4 protein-coding genes are annotated in these 3,876 nt (G+C 68.5%); 1 reads left to right on the forward strand and 3 read right to left on the reverse strand.

What is annotated here, in order from left to right:
- Positions 1 to 2 precede the first annotated feature (2 nt).
- The 3 genes from ACFWF3_RS27395 to ACFWF3_RS27405 are packed head-to-tail and all read right to left on the reverse strand — an operon-like array spanning position 3 to position 2,692.
- Positions 3 to 671 (reverse strand): TetR/AcrR family transcriptional regulator, encoded by a 669-nt coding sequence (locus tag ACFWF3_RS27395; protein ID WP_378995206.1) that lies wholly within the window; start codon positions 669 to 671, stop codon positions 3 to 5.
- A 42-nt stretch (positions 672 to 713) separates the two neighbouring features.
- The gene (locus ACFWF3_RS27400) at positions 714 to 1,823 is read right to left on the reverse strand and encodes a hypothetical protein (RefSeq protein ID WP_379316274.1); all 1,110 of its coding nucleotides are present in this window, start codon (positions 1,821 to 1,823) and stop codon (positions 714 to 716) included.
- Positions 1,820 to 2,692 (reverse strand): SDR family oxidoreductase, encoded by an 873-nt coding sequence (locus tag ACFWF3_RS27405; protein ID WP_379316276.1) that lies wholly within the window; start codon positions 2,690 to 2,692, stop codon positions 1,820 to 1,822. The genes ACFWF3_RS27400 and ACFWF3_RS27405 overlap by 4 nt, the downstream gene beginning before the upstream one ends.
- Positions 2,693 to 2,778: 86 nt before the next feature.
- On the opposite strand from ACFWF3_RS27405, the gene ACFWF3_RS27410 reads away from it, so the two are divergent.
- Entirely contained in the window at positions 2,779 to 3,753 is a 975-nt protein-coding gene (locus tag ACFWF3_RS27410; RefSeq protein WP_379316278.1) for an alpha/beta hydrolase, read from the forward strand.
- Positions 3,754 to 3,876 lie beyond the last annotated feature (123 nt).

A 3,876-nucleotide genomic window follows, 5' to 3' on the forward strand; every position in this document is an offset into this window, starting at 1 on the left:
GGCTACACCTGGTCGCCGGGTCGGCGATCCAGGGTCCCGAGGCCGTGGATCAGAATGCTCACGGCGACGTCGATCAGTTCGTCGAGCGGCAAGGGTGCGTCGGCCAGCGTCCAGTCCACCATCAGCTCGGTCATCCCGCCGGCGAACAGCATTGCCGCGATCGCCAAACGATCGGTGGCGGGAACATGGAAGTAGGCGTCGGCGAAACCGGCGATCAGCTGGGCGAATTCGTGCATGACCGCGCGCCGGTGCACCTCGAGCTCCGCGCTGACTCCCACGACCTCGATGAAGATGACCCGGGCACGGCGCGGGTCCGCGGCCACGGTCCGAACGAAGGCGTCGACACTGGCGTGTGCCTGGGGAGCCAGATCGGGTTCGGCACCCGCGAGCGCCGCCAAGGTCGCGGCGCGGACCTGGTCGATCTGACCGTCGTAGACCGCGCGCAGCAATGCCTCACGATGAGTGAAGGACTCGTAGAAGTACCGCTCGGTCAAACCCGCGCGGTCGCAGATCTTCTTCACCGAGGACGCCGGATAGCCGATGGTGCCGAACAGTTCCAGGCCGGCCGCGAGGAGCGCGTCTCGACGCTCAGCGCTTCGACTCTCCTTGTCCCGCCCACCGTAGCGGCGCGACGGAGCTCGGTTCCCGGACGGAGCGTCGGTCTCGGTCACTGTCCTCCCGCATCCGGCTACCTGATCTAGAAGGTCTCCATCCTAGTCATCGGCCCGCGGTGGGATCACGATCGTCCCGTAGTCGAGTCCGCCGTGGGTGAAAGTCGGCACGACCGGCCACTGCCGCTTCCAGTTCGCGCATTCCGAGGAGGCGATGACTTGCAGCCAGCGCGGATCGCGCGGTGACCGGGAAGCCATGGTCTTCTCCTTGACCATGGAATCGTATTGATCCAGCGAGTCTTCGAGAGTGTTCGCGTTGAGGACGACTTCGCGGCCGTAGAACTGCGCCTGCTGCCGGACCCCGGGAATCCTGGACAGTTCCGGTTGCCAGCTGTCGGCGGCCATCCCGTTCTCCGAGGACACCCACACACCGTCGGGCGTGTTCACGCACAGCGAGTGGTTCCCGTCGGTGTGGCCGGGTGTCCACAGCAGGCTCACCCCGACACCCAACTCGACGTCACCGTCGAGGACCTGCAGCCGCTCGGCGGGGACGCCGTCCATACCGCCGTCGACGTACCACGCCCACTGCATCGGGTGCACCGATTCCAGCGTGCCGAGTTCGGTGCGCTGCACGAGCATCCGCGCGTTCGGGAACAGCGGGTCACGCGGGCCGGACTCTCCGTCGATCGGCACGTCGCTGCCCATGATCATGCGGATGTCCTGCACGTGCAGATGGTCGAAGCTGACGTAGTCGACATCCTCGTTGCGCAGGCCCAGCCGGGGCAGCACCACCTCGGGATCGTTGTAGTACTTGACGAACAGCGACTCCGCGCGCAGCGTGCGCGAGAGCTTCTGCAGTTTCGCGTAGAACGGGGCCTTGCCCGATCCGGCCGCGACGGTGGGCTCCCAGACCAGCGTTCGGAGCGTGCCGTCGAATCCCTCGAACTGGACCACGAACATCCGGTTGATGATCGAGATCATCGGGTTGGGGCCGATCGAATAGCCCTGGAACGCGAATCGCTGCGGATACGGGGCGGCGGCGATGTCGAAGCTCTTGACCGCACGCACCTGCCCCTGCCGGAGGAACCGCTCGCGGTAGCGGCGCGCGCCTTCGCGCACCGCCTCGAGCCGGTCGCCGCGCGGCCACACGTCGTGGACACCGGCGAACTCCGGTATCGGCCGGATGTCGCCGAGAGCGTCGGTTGTGGTCATGTCCGGTTTCCTGTCGTCGGCGTGGGTGGAGGTTCGGTGGGGCCACAGACCTTGTGTTCATAGTCGGCCCGGCTCGATGAATCATGAACGGCGGCAACCTGATCCGGGACCATGCCGAGCAGGACGCGGTCGCGCAGGGCGGCCGGGAGCACGTTCACCGCGCGCAGCAGCGCTCCGATGTAGCGGGGCACTGTCACCTCGAATCGCGGGCGTTCGATCGTCCGGAGGACGGCGCGGGCAACGTCGGCGGGCTGGAGCAGTGCCACCGCGCCGGTGGCGGTGCCGGTCGCCAATTCGGTGTCCACGACGGTCGGCATGATCACCGAGAGTTCGACCCCGCTGCCGCGCAGTTCCGCGCGGACCCCGCTCAGGTAGCCGAAGACGGCGTGCTTGGTCGCGGCGTAGGAGGACTCACCGGGCGGGGCGAGCTTCGACGCGGCGGAGGCCACGGTGACGATGTGCCCGGCGCCTCGCGCACGCATGGCCGGTACGGCGAGGGTCACCCCGTTGATGACGCCGTGCACGTTCACGTCGAACTGTCGTCGCCGCGCCGCCTCGGGTTCCCGATCGAACGGGCCGACCCACATCACCCCGGCGTTGTTGACGAGGACATCGAGCGGTCCCCACACCTGCTCGACGGCGGCGAGGAACGCCGCGAACGAATCCCGGTCGGCGACATCGACGCCGAAGCCCCGCACCTGCGCACCCAGTTCCGTGGCGGTGGCGCGGGCCGCCGATTCGTCGATGTCGCCGATCGCGACGCGCTCGCCCGCGCGGGCGAGGTGCGCGGCGATCTCCCTCCCGATCCCACGCGCACCGCCGGTCACCGCGATGACCTGCCCTTTCATTGCCTGTCCCAATTTTGACATGAAGTCATGTCAACAAAGTACAGGACAATCGCGCGTTTTGACATGAGTTCTTGTCAGTTGGCCTGTTTCCCGAGATGATGCACGGCATGGATCGAAATCTCAGCGCGACACCGTCGCGCGCCAGCCGAATCGTGGCGGCGGTCATGCTGCTGACAGTGCGCCGACTGGGCTCGCGGCTTCCCGCCACTCGCGCCGGCGTCCGTATCGGACGCGCGGCAATGCACGGGTTGCGCCTGGTCATGCCGTCCTGGACGGTGGCGCGTTTTCCCGTCCACGAACACGCGGACACCGAATTCGCGGTCCGCGGCGAATGGGTGAACGCAGTACCCGAGCCACACGAGCCGGTCGTCTACTACCTGCACGGCAGTGCGTACTTCTCCTGTTCGCCGGGCACCCACCGCGGCTTGGTCGGGCGGGTGGGTCGCGCGAGCGGACGCCCCGTGTTCGCCGCGCGGTACCGGCTCGCGCCCGAGGACCCGTTTCCCGCGGCACACGAGGACGCGCTGCGTGGGTACCTCTGGTTACTCGCCCGCGGGCATCGACCCGCCGACATCGTCGTCGCCGGAGACTCCGCGGGCGGGCACCTGGCACTGGCCCTCGCCGGTGAGCTGGCCCGGCGCGGACTTCCACAACCGTCCGGGCTGGTGTTGTTCTCGCCGGTGGCCGACCCCACCTTCGGACTGGCCGCGACGAAGGAACCGGGCGTACGCGACCCGTACGCCTCCGCCACCACCGGCAACCGGCTGGTCGGCATGTACGTGGCGGGGTCAGACCTCGCCGATCCGCGCCTGGACGTCGCGGCGGGGATCGTCCCCGGCTTTGCGCCGATGCTCATCCAGGTCGGGGGGCTCGAGGTCTTGCAGGCCGACGCCGAACACCTCGCGGCAACCGCCCGCCGCGTCGGCGTGCGCTGTGACCTGCAGATCTGGCCCGGCCAAGTCCACGTCTTCCAGGCCGGCTATCTGGCCGTCCCCGAAGCAGTCGCTGCCTTGGCCGAGGTCAGCGCGTTCGTCACCGGGATCGAGCGAGCGAGCGGCCCGCCGGATCGGATGCCCGCCTGATCAGCCGGCGTCGGCGGGTGCTCATCGAGGGAGCAGCGGCCGGGCGCTGTGGGCGCCCGCCCGCCGCCCCGAGAAGATGCAGTCGGCCAGCGAGAGGCCACTGATGTAGGAGTTCGAACAGAC

This window comes from Nocardia sp. NPDC060220 (genome assembly GCF_042727815.1).
Taxonomy (GTDB): domain Bacteria; phylum Actinomycetota; class Actinomycetes; order Mycobacteriales; family Mycobacteriaceae; genus Nocardia.